Here is a 14,518-nt window from a genome sequence, read left to right as displayed (position 1 = left end):
TTTCTTACGGGCTTGCTGCAACGCAGCAAGTATCGGTTTAGGGTTAAGAGTTAGTGCGCTACATCAAACTGGCGGATCTCCTCGCGCAGGCTCAGGAGGTAATCAATGTCGTCGTACCCGTTGGCCAGGCACGTTTTCTTGTACGCATTGATGTCGAACGGCTCCGACGTACCGTCCGCCAGCGTTACGCGCTGGTTTTCGAGGTCTACGGTAATGAGCGTGTTCGGATCTTTTTCGATCGCCGCAAATACGCTTTTTAGAAAAGCGTCTGTTACCTGGATCGGCAGGGTGGCGTTGTTCAACGCGTTGTTCTTGAAGATGTCGGCAAAGAAGCTCGAGATCACGACACGGAAGCCATAATCGGCAATGGCCCAGGCTGCGTGCTCGCGGCTGCTGCCGCAACCGAAGTTTTTGCCGGCGACCAGGATCTTGCCGGTATAGGTCTTATCGTTCAAAACAAAATCTGCCTTGGGCGTGTCGTCGCTGTTGTAGCGCCAGTCGCGGAAGAGGTTGTCGCCAAATCCGTCGCGCGTGGTGGCTTTCAGAAAGCGCGCGGGTATGATCTGGTCGGTATCAATATTTTCGATCGGCAGTGGTACGGCCGAGCTTTTCAGAGTAGTGAATTTTTCTTTCGACATAAATGCTTTCGTTTCGCTCCAGAAGGAATTATACCAGGCTCCGTACATCTGTTACTTTACCCGTGATGGCCGCGGCGGCGGCGCTGAGCGGGCTGGCGAGAAAGGTGCGGGATTTCGGTCCCTGACGTCCTTCGAAATTGCGGTTTGACGTGCTGATGCAATATTTACCCGCGGGGATCTTGTCTTCGTTCATGCCGAGACAAGCCGAGCAGCCGGGCTGGCGCAGCTGGAAACCAGCCTCCTCGAAGACTTTGTCGAGGCCTTCCTTGCGGGCTTGTTCTTCTACCTGTTTGGAACCCGGCACTACCCATACCTCTACGTTCTCGGCCTTCTTGCGGCCTTTCACCAGTGACGCCACGGCGCGCAGGTCTTCGATGCGGGCATTGGTACAGCTGCCGATGAACACGTAGTCCACCGCCTTGCCCAACAGTTGCGAGCCGGGCTCGAGGCCCATATATTCCAGCGACTTTTTAAACGAAGCTTGTTCGGTTACGTCTTTCAGCTCTTCTACGGTCGGAATGCGGTCCATGACCTTAATGCCCATGCCCGGGTTTGTTCCGTAGGTGATCATCGGGGCGATGTCGGCGGCGTCGTATTTCAGCACGGCGTCGTACGTAGCGCCTTCGTCGGTCTTCAGCTTTTTCCATGCTTCTACCTGGCGGTCGAACTCGGCACCCTGGGGGGCGAACTTGCGACCTTTGATGTAGTTGAAGGTGGTTTCGTCGGGCGCGATCAGGCCCCCGCGAGCCCCCATTTCAATGCTCATGTTACAGATCGTCATCCGCGCTTCCATGGACAGGTTGCGAATGGCGTCGCCGGCGTATTCCACGAAGTAGCCCGTAGCACCGCTGGCAGAGATCTTGGAGATCACATACAGGATGATATCTTTTGCTACCACACCTTTGCCCAGCGTGCCGTTGATCTCGATCCGCATTGTTTTAGGACGGTACTGTAAAATACACTGTGTGGACAATACTTGTTCAACTTCGCTGGTGCCGATACCGAACGCGATGTTACCAAACGCGCCGTGCGTGGACGTATGGCTGTCGCCGCAGACGATCGTCATACCCGGCAGCGTAAGGCCCAGCTCGGGGCCGATGATGTGTACGATGCCCTGGTACGGATGACCCAGGTCATACAGCGTGATGCCAAATTCGGCTGTGTTCTTGCGCAGCGTTTCTACCTGGTGGCGGGAAAGCGCTTCTTTGATGGGCAGGTGCTGCTCCAGCGTGGGCACGTTGTGGTCGGGAACCGCCGTGGTGCGGCTGGGATTAAACACGGGGATACCGCGCTTGCGCAGACCGTCAAACGCCTGCGGGCTGGTTACTTCGTGAATGAAATGACGGTCGATGAACAACACATCCGGATAGCCTTCGCTTTTCTTCACCACGTGCGCATCCCAGAGCTTGTCGAACAGTGTTTTTGGTTGACTCATTTGTTTTTGTGTCTGTAAAATCCTTTAGTTTTTTCCTGAAAATCCCGAAGCAGTAACAACTGTTAGTTTGCTCCAGCCTAAAAAAAACGAAACCGTCCCGAGGGTATCGGGACGGTGACGGTTGCTTTCGGTATTTTCTATTCAATTCAGGCCGAAGCCTGTTTGTTTTGTCAATGTAAAATCAACGAGGGTTCTTATACACGAAGATCACAAAAGTTAGGGCGTGCATCAACGAATTGTTAACATTTTTTTATCATTCCTAACAACCACTAGGTAGTATAGTATAGGAACGTTAACTCCCTGCGGATATATAACGATGAGGTGGGGAGAGTAGTTCCTTTGTGTTCCTGGTCGAAAGGCGGTCGGGAGACCGCCACCATACAAGGCACCGGTGATACGCCTGCGCTTCGCTGGGCGCAACACCGGCGCCAGTGTGCGAGCCAGCGACCGGTGCTAGTCGCAGGTGCGTTAGCTGTGTGCGTGCCTCGAATTGTTACGCCCTTTCAGGGCTATGCATTCGGTTACGGTGACAGACCCAGGCCTACAGCCTGGGCTGATGTGTCTCGCCCTTTCAGGGCTAAAGCTGAAAAGGTGCCCCGCGCCAGCGGCGCTACCAACAGGAACAGGCTCTGGATTGTTCTGCCGGCGCGACCCGCATGTGCTTCGGGACACCATTTTCATAAAGAGGGTCTGCTCTTATCTTTTATTTTTTTGTCATCGGTTTATCAGAGGATAAAAATCGACAGCGTGCGCCCCGCGGTCAATACGACGATCTACGTATTTTACTTAGCGGCCTGTGATTCGCTACTTACGTAGCGTCACGAGTGCTTATACAGTCGGGCTACGCCCGGGCAGTATAAACTGCCAACAGATGCAGGCACAAGTCTCCGCGCTGCGCGCTCAGAGTTGCGCCAGTTTACACCAGGTATTCGAATAGGTTCTCGTTTTGGTTCACCAGCGTATAGTTCAGCTTGTGGCTGTCCATGCGGGCAATGAGCGTATGAAAGTCATCCTTCGACTTCAGCTCGATGCCGATCAGCGCCGGCCCCGATTCTTTGTTGTGCTTCTGGATGAACTCGAACCGAACGATGTCGTCCGTCGGGCCGAGGATCTCGTTTACGAATTGCTTCAACGCGCCGGGGCGCTGCGCAAAACGCACGATAAAGTAATGTTTTAAACCTTCATACAGCAGCGAGCGTTCTTTGATCTCCTGCATGCGGTCGATGTCGTTGTTACCGCCGCTGAGGATACATACTACCTTCTTGCCTTTGATCTGATCCGCATACTGCTCCAGCGCGGCGATAGACAATGCGCCCGCCGGCTCTGCCACGATAGCATCTTCGTTGTACAGCTGGAGGATCGTCGTGCTTACCTTGCCTTCCGGCACCAGCAGCATATCCGACAGCAGGTCTTTGCTCAGGGCAAAGGTCAGGTCGCCTACCTTTTTTACGGCAGCGCCGTCTACAAAGCGTTGAATGGTATCGAGCACCACCGGGTGGCCGGCCTTCAGCGCTTCTTTCATCGACGGTGCACCGAGGGGCTCCACGCCGATGATCTTTGTCTTCGGTGAAAACAGTTTGAAATATTGCCCTACGCCGGCGCACAGACCGCCGCCGCCGATCGGCACAAACATATAGTCGATGTCGCTCAGCTCGTCGAGCACTTCTTTGCCGACAGTACCTTGCCCCTCGATCACCTTGAGGTGGTCGAACGGCGGAATAAACACCATGTTGTTGGCTTGCGTAAACGCCAGCGCATGTGCCTGGCACTCGTCAAACGTATCGCCGATCAGCACGATCTCGATGTTTTCGCCACCGAACATCTTCACCTGGTTGATCTTCTGCTTGGGCGTAATGGCCGGCATATAGATCACGCCGCGAATGTCCAGCTGGCGGCACGAGAAGGCTACGCCCTGGGCGTGGTTGCCCGCGCTGGCGCAGACCACACCGCGCTGGCGCTGGTCGGCGGTCAGGCTTTGAATGAGATTATAGGCGCCCCGCAGCTTGTACGAGCGAACAACCTGCAGGTCTTCACGCTTGAGGTAGACCTCCGCCTTGAATTTTTCGGAGAGCTTGCGGTGGAACTGCAACGGGGTCTTCAACGCGATGGACTTGAGCACGGCGGCCGCTGCGTTGACGTCGAGGCTTTCCGTTTGTTTATCTGATACCATGGGTATTGTCGTAAAAACAATGTGCAGGTATTTTCTACCTGCACATTGATCTGAATTATGAGTTGATCATGCTGGCTTCCACCTGGTTCTTTTCAGGTCTCAGCTGGCGCACCGCGGCGCCTGCCTGCCAGAGCTCGCTTTCGCGAAGCTCTTTCAGCTCTTCGGCAAGCTTCTCGCGGTAATCCGGCTTGCTGCAGGTATCGATCGTACGGCGGGCTTCTTCGCCGGTCGCCACGCTCTTGTACAGTTCCTGGAACACAGGCAAGGTAGCGGCTTTGAATTTTTTCTTCCAGTCCAGCGCACCGCGTTGTGCGGTCGTAGAGCAGTTGGCATACATCCAGTCCATACCGTTCTCGGCTACGAGGGGCATGAGGCTTTGTGTCAGCTCTTCTACGGTTTCGTTGAAGGCTTCTGACGGTGAGTGGCCGTTGGCGCGCAGTACTTCGTATTGTGCTTCGAAGATACCGGCGATAGCACCCATGAGTGTACCACGCTCGCCCGACAGGTCGGAATATACTTCTTTCTTGAAATCTGTCTGGAACAGGTAGCCTGAGCCTACGCCGATACCGAGGGCGATGGCCTTCTGTGTGGCGTTACCGGATGCATCCTGGAATACGGCGTAGCTGGAGTTGATCCCTTTGCCCTGGAGGAACAGACGGCGTACCGAAGTACCTGAACCTTTGGGTGCAGCGAGTACTACGTCGATATCGGCCGGAGGCACGATGCCGGTCTGGTCTTTGAAGGTGATGCCAAAGCCGTGTGAGAAATACAGTGTTTTACCTTTGGTCAGGAAAGGCTTAATGGTAGGCCACAGGGCAATCTGGCCGGCGTCTGACAGCAGGAACTCGAGGATGGTACCACGCTTGGCGGCTTCTTCGATCTCGAACAGCGTTTCGCCCGGTACCCAGCCGTGCTCTACAGCCTTGTCCCAGGTCTTGGAGCCTTTGCGTTGGCCTACGATCACTTTAAATCCGTTGTCGCGCAGGTTCAATGCCTGTGCAGGGCCTTGTACGCCATAGCCGATGATGGCGATGGTCTCGTTCTTCAATACGTCCAGGGCCTTTTCCATCGGAAACTCTTCCCGTGTAACTACTTCTTCTATAGTTCCGCCAAAATTAATCTTAGCCATTTTCTATGTGTTTAATTGTTTATGTTTTACTGTTAAGAATAGGTGCTTTCTGATGTTATGCGTTTTCGATCACGCTGTGTTTTGCGCTCAGCTCGCAGTACAAGGCGCTGCCGGTATAATACAACGCCTGCTCTACTTCTATGAGCTTTTCTACCTGATGTTTTACTTTTTCCATCATGTCTTCCGTCGCGAACAGCAGCAACACGGCGGTACCGCGACGAAAATCATCTTCCGCTTCGTGGGCCAGCAACCGTTTAATGCGCACCCGGCGGCGGTTCAGGATGTTGACGATCCGGTTGATCACCGAAAAGTTGTTATCCGAATGTATCTCTAATGTGAAATCCTGTTTCATGTCTCAATCTTTGGTCTAACCTCCGTCAGGTTTACTTGCAGCCTTCCGGTGCCTCCAGCAGTACATCGGCGACGCCGGCCCCTGCCGGTACCATCGGGAATACGTTGTCTTCTTTGCCTACTACTACTTCCAGGAAGTACGAGGTCTTCGAAGCCAGCATTTCTTTCAGGGCGTCTTGTAGATCTTCGCGTGCCTCCACCTTACGGGCTTTAATGCTATAGGCTTCTGCCAGCTTGATGAAGTTGGGGTTCGTCATTTCGGTGAACGAATAACGCTTGCCGTGGAACAGCTGCTGCCACTGACGCACCATGCCCAGGAAGCTGTTGTTCAGCACCATCACCTTTACAGGGATGTCGTATTGCATGATGGTACCCAGCTCTTGCAGCGTCATCTGGAAACCGCCGTCGCCGATCACGGCCACGACTTGCTTCTGCGGTATCGCCAGCTTGGCGCCGAGCGCGGCCGGCAATGCGAAGCCCATGGTACCCGCTCCCCCTGACGTTACGTTCGTGCGCGGATTCTTGTATTGATAATAACGCGAGGTCACCATCTGGTGCTGGCCTACGTCCGTCACGACGATCGCCTCACCGTGCGACAACGTCGACAGGTTGCTGATCACTTCTCCCATGGTGATCTTGCCCGAAGGGTTACACTCGGGGTGTATGACCTTGTCGAATTCGATCTTATTCAGCTTGTGGAAGCTCTCCACCCAATCGGCATGCTTGCCGGCGTTACACTTCGACTGCAATGCCTGGATAGCTTCTTTCGCATCGGCATGCACATACGCCGCCGTCGGGATGATCTTGTTGATCTCGGCCTTATCGATGTCGATGTGCACCACCTGCGCTTGCTTGGCGTACTTACTCACGTTGCCTGTGACACGGTCGTCAAAGCGCATACCGATGCCGATCAGCACGTCGCATTCGTTGGTATTGATGTTCGGGCCGTAGTTGCCGTGCATGCCCAGGTAGCCGACATAGTTGGGATGGTCCGCCGGGAAAGCGCCCAGTCCGAGCAACGTACAGGCCACCGGTATGCCGGTCTTCTCAGAGAGGGCCACCAGCGCGTCTGTCGCACCCGACAGCAAGACACCCTGGCCTGCCAGGATATACGGGCGCTTGGCGCCGTTGATCAGCTCGGCGGCCTTGTCGACCTGCGCTTGCTGCAGCACCGGCTTCGGCTTATAGGTACGGATCTCCTCGCACTTCTTGTGGGGCTGCTCCGCGATCATTTCATTCTGCGCATTCTTGGTGATATCGATCAGCACCGGACCGGGACGGCCCGTGCGGGCAATATAAAATGCCTTTGCCACGGCCGGCGCAATGTCCTTCGCTTCCGCCACCTGGATATTCCACTTCGTGACCGGAATAGTAGTATTGACCACATCGGTTTCCTGGAAGGCATCCGTGCCCAGCAGGTGCGCAAACACCTGGCCGGTGATGCAGACCAGCGGCGTCGAGTCGATCAGCGCATCGGCCAGACCCGTCACCAGGTTGGTCGCACCGGGACCCGAGGTGGCAAACACCACACCCGTACGGCCCGATACGCGGGCAAAGCCCTGGGCGGCGTGTATGGCGCCTTGCTCGTGGCGCACGAGGATATGGTTGAGGCGGTCGGCATAGCCGTACAACGCATCGTATACAGGCATAATGGCTCCGCCGGGGTAACCAAAAATTATGTCAACACCTTCCGCCACGAGCGAGTTGAGCAGCACTTCCGATCCCGTGATCTTCTTGGCGGTTTCAACCTCGCTGGCTACAGCGACGGCCGGTTTATTCTTCGTCAGTAACGCATCCATCAGCAGCAGTTTTTACTTGTTTAGCATACTTCCATAAAACTCCATTCTTAACGTTCAGCGCGGGTTGTTTCCACGCCGCTCTGCGTAGGGCTATCGTCTTCTCATCGACCAACAGGTTGATGGAATGATTCGTAATATCGATTTCAATGAGGTCGTCGTCTTCCACGAGGGCGATGAGGCCGCCGGCGAAGGCTTCGGGTACGATGTGGCCGATCACAAATCCGTGCGAGCCGCCGGAGAAGCGACCGTCGGTGATCATAGCCACGCTCTTGCCCAGGCCCGAGCCCATGATGGCCGACGTGGGCTTCAGCATCTCGGGCATGCCGGGGGCGCCTTTCGGTCCGACGTAGCGGATCACGACCACGTCACCGGATTTTACGCGGCCGTTCTGGATGCCGTCGATCAATTCAAACTCGCCGTTGAAGACGCGGGCGGGTCCTTTGAAGCGTTCGCCTTCTTTGCCGGTGATCTTGGCGACGGAGCCTTTCTCGGCCAGGTTGCCGTAGAGGATCTGTAAGTGGGCGGTGGGCTTGAGCGGTGTCTCTACGGGGAAGATCACGTTGTTTTCGCCGAAGACGAGGCTCGGTGCATCTTTCACATTTTCAGCAAGGGTCTTGCCGGTGACGGTGATGCAGTCGCCATGCAGGAAGCCTTTTTCCAACAGGTACTTCAATACCGACGACATGCCGCCAACCTTGTGCAATGCGCCCATGAGGTGCGTGCCGCTCGGCTTGAAGTCGGCGAGCAGCGGGATGCGGTCGGAGATCTTCTGGAAGTCGTCCTGGGTAAGCTCTACGTCTACGGCTTTGGCCATGGCGATGAGGTGAAGGACGGCGTTTGTCGAGCCGCCGGTGGCCATGACGACCGTGATGGCGTTTTCGAAGGCCTTGCGCGTCATGATGTCGCGGGGCTTGAGGTCCAGCTTCAGCAGGTTGTGAATCGCCTTGCCCACGGCGGCGCATTCCTCTTTCTTCGACGGGTCAATCGCCGGGTTAGACGAAGAGTTGGGCAGCGACATGCCCATCGCTTCGATGGCCGAGGCCATGGTGTTGGCGGTGTACATCCCCCCACAGGCGCCGGCGCCGGGGCAGGAGTTTTTGATGATGCCTTTATAATCCTCGTCGCTGATGGTGCCGGCGAGCTTTTTGCCGAGCGCTTCGAACGACGAGATGATGTTCAGTTCCTGGCCTTTGTAATGGCCACCGGCGATCGTGCCGCCGTATACCATGAGGGCGGGGCGGTTCAACCGGCCCATCGCGATGAGCGCACCCGGCATGTTCTTGTCGCAGCCCATGATGGCGACTAGGCCGTCGTAATATTGCGCGCCGCACACGGCTTCGATCGAATCGGCAATGATGTCGCGGCTCACCAGCGAATAACGCATGCCAGCCGTACCGTTGCTGATGCCGTCGCTGACGCCGATGGTGTTGAAGACCAATCCTACCAGGTCACTCGCCCATACCGACTTCTTTACATCCTGCGCCAGCCCGTTGAGGTGCATGTTGCAGGTGTTGCCGTCGAAACCCGTGCTCACGATGCCTACCTGCGCCTTCTGCATGTCTTCGTCCGTCAGGCCAATGCCGTAGAGCATCGCCTGTGCGGCAGGTAGGGTCGGGTCCTGGGTCAGTGTCTTACTGTACTTATTCAATTCTGTACTCACGTTGTTGACTATATAATGATCCTTAGTTTAAAAAATTTTCTCCCCTGCTGATCTCTCTTCTCTTTATCACCGCCGGCACTCGTGGACGGCAGGAGTATTCCGAGCTTGAATACTCCGCCTCCACGGACCATCTGGTTGTCTAGATGATGACGTAGCTAAATGATTTCTCCAATACTTGACACTTGTAAGCTTCCTGTACGGTCGCCCCTAAACTGTCAAACCATTCTTTCTTAAAAGGTTTTGCATCAACGGACTCGATACCTACTATTTCGGCCGCGGTGCCACACAAAAAGGCGCTGTCGGCGGCTTCCAGCTCTTCGGGCCGGAGCTGTTTTTCTTTTACCGGGATGTCCAGCTCGCGGCAAATGTTCAGGACGGTTTGCCGGGTGATGCCCGGCAGGATATGGCCGAGGGCCGGCGTGTACAACACACCGTCTTTCTCCAGGAAGAAGTTGGCGCCGGGCGCTTCGGCGATGTTGCCGTTCATGTCGAGCATGAGGGCTTCGTCGTAGCCGCGTACTTTGGCTTCGCTGGTGGCCAGGATCGAGTTCACATAATGTCCGGTTACTTTGGCTTCGACCTTCAGCGCACCGGGGTTCGGACGCTGATACGACGAGATGCACATCTTGAGATGTTTGTCGCCATGGTACTTGTCCCACTCCCACGCACACATCATGAGGTATACTTCGTTTGTTTGTGTCAGCTGCATGTTGGCGCCGCCATACACCAGCGGACGGATGTAAGCATCCGACAGGTCGTTCTTCTCTAACAGTTGATAGGCAATTTGCACCAGCTCTTCGGTTTCGTACTGAAACGGAATGCCGACCAGGGCGCAGCTTTTCTTGAGGCGCTCGAAGTGCTCGTAGGCCTTGAAGACCTTCGTGCCGTTCATGGTCTGATAGGCACGGATCCCCTCGAACGCTCCGAAGCCATAGTGCAGCGTCTGACTGTACAGATCAATATGGGCATCGACCGCCTTGATAAATTTCCCATTCAGGAAAAGGATCGTGTCTTTCGTGTAGTACATAATTTACAACTGTTAGTTTGTAGTTGCCTGTATAAAACAAAACCGCCCCGAGTAGTCGGGGCGGTTCGTGATATCTTGTTTAAAATCTTAAATCACCATCGCCCCCGCGGGTTTGACCACGACGAGAATGACGACGATGACGAGCACAGTACCGTTGATCAGCCCTGTGAGGCTTAACGATCGTTCGGTTATTTTAGAATCTTTCATCATAAAATTCTGTGCGAGTACAATTATCACAAATTATCATTTACCATTCAAGCAAACTTCCGGAAATGTTTCGAAATCAGCTCAAAAACGAATGTTAGGTTGACAGTTACAGGCTTTCGATTGCGCCGATCATCCTCCTTCCGCAAGCGTTTTCGGGAAGGCTGGAATGTTTCCCCAAAAGTAGGGGAAAGTATATAGTTGGGGGATGGGGTGGGCGAATCCGTGTATGTGAGGGCGAAGAAAAATTGTTACGCCCTTTCAGGGCTTATGTATCTGTGTTACCTGTTGCCCAGGCCTCCGCTGTCGCTCTGGCCTGGGCTATTGTATTACGCCCTTTCAGGGCTGAAAGGCAGAAAATATTTTCCTTAAGTAGGGAAAAAGTATATAGTTGGAAGATGCGAGCTGATGATGTAAGTCGTGGAGCTTGCTCCGTGTAGAATTTCCCTGGAGCGATTATCAGGCAGTGTTCTGCGGGAGTGTATAGGGTTCGCGTTGCCGACTACGCTAGCTGGTCCAAAGGCGGTCAGGAGATCGCAGCCATCCGCCAGTTGTCGGACACAGTACGTGGCACGGTCAAAGACCGGTGCCAGCAATAGCGGATTGCTGGCGCTATAATTCGCGCCAGGTGCTTCCGTCGAAGCGGAATATTTTCAGGGTGATCTGGTCGAGGGCGTCGGTGGCGGTGACGACGAGGGTGCCGGTTTGCGGGAGTGGGATGTCGGGGGTGTATACCCAGTCGGTGCTGTTGATCTGACGGGCCAGGCCTGTGGCGAGGGGCTTGCCTGCGGGCGATGTTATTTTCATCTCTACCTGTTTTACCTTGAATGCCTTTTTTGTGGCCGAGAGGACGATGCGTGTTTTGCCTTTGCCGGATGACTTCACGGTTTTTGTCTCCATGTCGACGCTCAGCATATACTCGGAGATGATAACGTTGTAGGCACAGTGCTTTTTCAGCTTGATGGCGAGCTTGCGATAGTGCTCGCGTTTTGCGGGGTCGCGGAGAATGGTGCGGGCATGGCGCGAGGCGTCTTTGAACCTGTCACAGCGGAGCTGCTGGAGCGGGCTGTTCTTTTTACGTTTTCTGGTGGGCTTGCGCGTGACGACGGTTTTGTCTTTGTACTTCTTGAATACAAGCTCATCTATCGATCCACTCAGGTCTTTTAAGGGAGAATTTCCGACTACTACTGCCATACGTTGCTGTTGTACTTTTCATCAATATACCGAAACTTCTTTGGAGATAAGCCAGTATATATCATTAAATTTGTTCAGGTATATAATTTCCTAAATATTGTTGTGTGCCATGTGGATAGATTGTTGATCGCTATCTGTTCCTTGAAGCGTGTGCTTTTTCTTCCAAAAACTTACTGAGGTATAAAATGTGGGTTTATAGACTCGGGAGTGGATCGTGAGTGGAGGATGAGTGGAGAATGCATACTTTTGGTATAGGTTTGCTATGGGTAAAGGATAGGGATGCCCTAGCGTTAGTCTGGGGTGAGCCGGGGGTTAGTTTGAGCTGGGAAGCACAAAAAAAAGCTGCCGGTTCGCCGGCAGCTTGCGCATATTGAACTTAACCATTAACCTAAACTATCCATAACAACGTGTAAGATCATTCATCTTTTAAGACGGCGACGGGATTCATCAACGCGGCCTTCAATACATGGTAGCCGGTAATGATGATCGATGTCGCCAGCATGCTGCCTGCGGCCAGGACAAAAGCCCAGGGCGTCAGCGGCACTTTATACTCGAAGGTTTCAAGCCATTTTGAAAGCAGGTAGATACACAGGGGTGTGCTTACCACGACCGATACCAGGATGAGCCCGGTATATTCGCGTACCACCAGCACCCAGATGCTCCACACAGAGGCGCCCACGACTTTGCGAATACCGATCTCCTTGGTGCGTTGCTCGAGGGTATAGATGATCATGCCCAGCAGACCGAAGCATGCGATGAGGATGGCCATGGCTGCAAAGATCGTCAACGCCCGTGCGAACTGCTCCTGTCCTTTAAAGGCTTCGGCGAAAGCCTGATCGACAAATTCGTATTGGAACGGTGCGTCACCCGCAAACACGTGCCATTCTTTTTCCAGCGATGCCAATACGTTGCGCCAGGCATCGGCTTGTCCGGCTTCTACACGCACCACGGCAAATTGCTGTTGGTTGGAGAACACAGAGCCCTCCATGTGAAAGATGCCCATGGGTTGTACGGGCGCTGCCAATGCCCAGTAGTGGAAGTCTTTTACCACGCCCACTACTTCGTAGGTCTTTTCCATGCCGGGGTAGAAGATCTTTTTGCCCAGCACGCTTTCGTCGACATTCCAGCCAAAGGCTTGCACGGCATTCTCGTTCAGAATGACCCGCTCTTTGTCTGCGGGAATCTCGTTCGAGAAGTTGCGACCGACCACCATCTGCAACTTGAGCGTGGGCACGTATTGCTCGTCTGCCTTTACATAATTCAGCGACGAGGTCTTATCGGTATGGCCTTCTGCCTGGAACTGGTCGCCATCATACAGGCGCGGGGGCACCGAGGTAGCCCACGCTACATCTTCTACGTGTTGAATGCCTTCGAGCGCGTGCCCAAATGTTTTTCTGTCTTTGATCCATTCGCCGCGCTTCACCACCACGAGGTTCTCGCGGTTAAAGCCCACGTCTTTGTTGGCCAGGAAGCTCAGCTGCTGGAATACCACCACCGTACAGACGATCAGCACCATGGAGATGGCAAACTGAAACATCACCAATCCGTTGCGCAGCATCTTGCCTTGCTTGCCGGTACGCAGCGTGCCTTTCATGGCCTCTACGGGCGAGAAACGGCTCAGGAAAATGGCGGGATAGCTACCTGACAGGGCGCTCATGATCAGGATCAACGCGCCCAACACCATCAGGATCTCGGCGTCCATAAACAAGTTGAGGTGAAGGGCGTTGCCCGTGAGCACGTTAAAGAGCGGCAGGACCAGCTGTGTTACCGCCAGGCCCACACCCGCAGCCAGGGCACAGAACAACAAGGCCTCGGTAAAGAAATGTACGGCCAGCTGTGCGCGGTCGGAGCCCAGGATCTTGCGCAGGCTCGACTCTTTGATGCGACGTGTATACTGTGCCGTGGACAAATTCATGAAGTTGATGCACGACAGCAACACGATAAAGATCTCGACGCCCGACAACACGTACAGGATCACGACGCTGCCGACGGTATTCAGGCGGTTGTATATATCGTCCGAATACAGGCGAATGCTGGTGAAGGGTTGCGCGAACAACTCCCACTTGCGACCGTTCCTGGTGTACTCGTCAAACGACTGGTTCATTATGCGGCGCAGGGTGGTCTCTGCATACTTGCGCGGCAGGATGGGCAGTTTGGCGGTGAGGGCCTCCGGCGTGGCATGTTTGTCGAGCAGTACGAACGTCTCGAAGGTCGTCCAGATCCAGCTCCAGCTGGACTTTGTGATCGCCTCGAAGCTGTTCATCGACACCAGCATGTCGAAGTCGATATAGGAGTTGGAGGGTATGTCTTTTACCACGGCTGTTACCTGATATGTTTGTATGGAGCCGTCGCCGTTGGGGCTGGTGTCTTTTACTTCCAGCAGCTTGCCCAGGGCGTCTTCGTTGCCAAAGTAGCGGCGGGCGGTTTCTTCGGTCAGCACGACGCTGCGCGCCAGGGTCAATGCGGTGGCGGCATTGCCTTTTACCAATGGAAAGGAGAAGACGGAAAAGAAATTGGAATCGGCTGCGAGGATCTTGCCCTCGTCAAATGCGTGTGCTTCGTGTTTGGCATCGGTGTAGGATACCAGGAAGTTGCCGGTGGGGTGCAGGCGTGTTACCTGCTCTACCTCGGGGATCTCGGCGTCCAACGCATAGGCTACACCGGGGCCGGTGGAGGAAAACAAGTGGTCGTCGTTTTCGCCCCAGATGAAGGTCTGGTTGATGCGATAGATGCGGTCGGCGTTTGCGTGGAAGCGATCGTAGCTCAGCTCGTGCTGCACGTACAGGTAGATCAGCAACGTGCTGACGATGCCTGCGGTCAGCCCCAACAGGTTGATGGCGGAGAACAGTTTCTGGCGCCGCATGTTGCGCAGAAAGAGGAGAACGTGGTATTTGAGCATGGGGGCGAAGAT

At 54.6% G+C, this 14,518-nt stretch carries 11 protein-coding genes; all 11 read right to left on the bottom strand.

The window, feature by feature from the left end; translation table 11 throughout:
• Positions 1 to 50 precede the first annotated feature (50 nt).
• Positions 51 to 638, bottom strand: coding sequence for a 3-isopropylmalate dehydratase small subunit (leuD, locus tag KK078_RS16390; protein WP_254091378.1), 588 nt, complete (start codon positions 636 to 638; stop codon positions 51 to 53).
• Between the two features lie 28 nt (positions 639 to 666).
• On the bottom strand, positions 667 to 2,073 hold the full coding sequence (gene leuC, locus KK078_RS16385) for a 3-isopropylmalate dehydratase large subunit (RefSeq protein WP_254091377.1): 1,407 nt from the start codon (positions 2,071 to 2,073) through the stop codon (positions 667 to 669).
• Between the two features lie 916 nt (positions 2,074 to 2,989).
• Entirely contained in the window at positions 2,990 to 4,243 is a 1,254-nt protein-coding gene (gene ilvA / locus KK078_RS16380; RefSeq protein WP_254091376.1) for a threonine ammonia-lyase IlvA, read from the bottom strand.
• Between the two features lie 55 nt (positions 4,244 to 4,298).
• Positions 4,299 to 5,372, bottom strand: coding sequence for a ketol-acid reductoisomerase (ilvC, locus tag KK078_RS16375; protein WP_254091375.1), 1,074 nt, complete (start codon positions 5,370 to 5,372; stop codon positions 4,299 to 4,301).
• A 55-nt stretch (positions 5,373 to 5,427) separates the two neighbouring features.
• On the bottom strand, positions 5,428 to 5,724 hold the full coding sequence (locus KK078_RS16370) for an ACT domain-containing protein (protein WP_254091374.1): 297 nt from the start codon (positions 5,722 to 5,724) through the stop codon (positions 5,428 to 5,430).
• 31 nt (positions 5,725 to 5,755) lie between these two features.
• A complete protein-coding gene (gene ilvB, locus KK078_RS16365; RefSeq protein ID WP_254091373.1) occupies positions 5,756 to 7,522 on the bottom strand; it encodes a biosynthetic-type acetolactate synthase large subunit in 1,767 nt (588 codons plus the stop codon).
• A complete protein-coding gene (gene ilvD / locus KK078_RS16360; protein WP_254091372.1) occupies positions 7,497 to 9,182 on the bottom strand; it encodes a dihydroxy-acid dehydratase in 1,686 nt (561 codons plus the stop codon). Before ilvD ends, ilvB begins: the two co-directional genes overlap by 26 nt.
• A gap of 139 nt (positions 9,183 to 9,321) precedes the next feature.
• Complete coding sequence (locus KK078_RS16355; RefSeq protein ID WP_254091371.1) at positions 9,322 to 10,209, bottom strand: branched-chain amino acid transaminase; 888 nt, start codon at positions 10,207 to 10,209, stop codon at positions 9,322 to 9,324.
• 87 nt (positions 10,210 to 10,296) lie between these two features.
• Positions 10,297 to 10,446, bottom strand: a complete 150-nt coding sequence (locus KK078_RS16350) for a hypothetical protein (protein ID WP_254091370.1) — start codon at positions 10,444 to 10,446, stop codon at positions 10,297 to 10,299.
• A gap of 579 nt (positions 10,447 to 11,025) precedes the next feature.
• On the bottom strand, positions 11,026 to 11,607 hold the full coding sequence (locus KK078_RS16345) for a hypothetical protein (RefSeq protein ID WP_254091369.1): 582 nt from the start codon (positions 11,605 to 11,607) through the stop codon (positions 11,026 to 11,028).
• A gap of 415 nt (positions 11,608 to 12,022) precedes the next feature.
• The gene (locus KK078_RS16340) at positions 12,023 to 14,506 is read right to left on the bottom strand and encodes an ABC transporter permease (RefSeq protein WP_254091368.1); all 2,484 of its coding nucleotides are present in this window, start codon (positions 14,504 to 14,506) and stop codon (positions 12,023 to 12,025) included.
• Positions 14,507 to 14,518 lie beyond the last annotated feature (12 nt).

Source organism: Dawidia soli (assembly GCF_018598185.1).
In the GTDB taxonomy this organism is placed as follows: Bacteria; Bacteroidota; Bacteroidia; order Cytophagales; family Cyclobacteriaceae; genus Ohtaekwangia; species Ohtaekwangia soli.
This window is presented reverse-complemented; position numbering and strand designations above follow the sequence as displayed.

What these genes read in the sequence shown, in the direction of transcription:
- leuD (WP_254091378.1), bottom strand. Translation starts at nt 638, where the DNA reads ATGTCGAAAGAAAAATTCACTACTCTGAAAAGCTCGGCCGTACCACTG.
- leuC (WP_254091377.1), bottom strand. Translation starts at nt 2,073, where the DNA reads ATGAGTCAACCAAAAACACTGTTCGACAAGCTCTGGGATGCGCACGTG.
- ilvA (WP_254091376.1), bottom strand. Translation starts at nt 4,243, where the DNA reads ATGGTATCAGATAAACAAACGGAAAGCCTCGACGTCAACGCAGCGGCC.
- ilvC (WP_254091375.1), bottom strand. Translation starts at nt 5,372, where the DNA reads ATGGCTAAGATTAATTTTGGCGGAACTATAGAAGAAGTAGTTACACGG.
- KK078_RS16370 (WP_254091374.1), bottom strand. Translation starts at nt 5,724, where the DNA reads ATGAAACAGGATTTCACATTAGAGATACATTCGGATAACAACTTTTCG.
- ilvB (WP_254091373.1), bottom strand. Translation starts at nt 7,522, where the DNA reads ATGGATGCGTTACTGACGAAGAATAAACCGGCCGTCGCTGTAGCCAGC.
- KK078_RS16355 (WP_254091371.1), bottom strand. Translation starts at nt 10,209, where the DNA reads ATGTACTACACGAAAGACACGATCCTTTTCCTGAATGGGAAATTTATC.
- KK078_RS16345 (WP_254091369.1), bottom strand. Translation starts at nt 11,607, where the DNA reads ATGGCAGTAGTAGTCGGAAATTCTCCCTTAAAAGACCTGAGTGGATCG.
- KK078_RS16340 (WP_254091368.1), bottom strand. Translation starts at nt 14,506, where the DNA reads ATGCTCAAATACCACGTTCTCCTCTTTCTGCGCAACATGCGGCGCCAG.